Raw genomic sequence first — 714 nt, 5'->3', positions numbered from 1 at the left:
TTTTTATGTTAAAGTGAAAAAAACAGATGCTGGGAGGTACAGTGATGGTTGTAGATAGAAAAGAAGAGAAAAAAGTTGCTGTTACTTTAAGACTTACAACAGAAGAAAATGAGATATTAAATAGAATCAAAGAAGAATATAATATTAGCAAATCAGATGCAACCGGTATTCTAATAAAAAAATATGCAAAGGAGGAATACGGTGCATTTTAAACAAAAAAAGATAGACAGCACTGGCATGCTGCCTATCTATGACTAAATTTTGTTAAGTGTATTAGCACCGTTATTATATCATGAGCGAAAATGTAATAAAAGAAACTGAAAACAAGAAAAATTCAAGAGGACGTAATTGGACATTTGTTTTATATCCAGAATCAGCAAAAGCCGAGTGGTTAGAGTATTTAAAAGAGTTACACATTCAATTTGTAGTGTCTCCATTACATGATAGGGATACTGATACAGAAGGTAGGATGAAAAAAGAGCATTATCATATTCTAGTGATGTATGAGGGTAATAAATCTTATGAACAGATAAAAATAATTACAGAAGAATTGAATGCGACTATTCCGCAGATTGCAGGAAGTGTGAAAGGTCTTGTGAGATATATGCTTCACATGGACGATCCTAATAAATTTAAATATCAAAAAGAAGATATGATAGTTTATGGCGGTGTAGATGTTGATGAATTATTAAAGAAAACAACAACAGATAGATA

Annotated in this window: 2 protein-coding genes; both read left to right on the top strand. The window is 31.1% G+C overall.

The features are described from left to right. Positions 1 to 44 precede the first annotated feature (44 nt). A complete protein-coding gene (locus KA900_RS14570) occupies positions 45 to 212 on the top strand; it encodes a ribbon-helix-helix domain-containing protein (RefSeq protein ID WP_210139780.1) in 168 nt (55 codons plus the stop codon). A gap of 80 nt (positions 213 to 292) precedes the next feature. Continuing rightward, positions 293 to 714 (top strand): replication protein (locus tag KA900_RS14565; protein WP_210139779.1); only part of this gene is annotated, 422 nt, incomplete at its 3' end.

Origin of the sequence: Staphylococcus sp. GDY8P120P, from assembly GCF_017892065.1 — a bacterium.
Classification (GTDB): domain Bacteria; phylum Bacillota; class Bacilli; order Staphylococcales; family Staphylococcaceae; genus Staphylococcus; species Staphylococcus nepalensis.
Note: the sequence above shows the minus strand (reverse complement) of the source record. Positions and strands in the feature narration are given on the sequence as shown.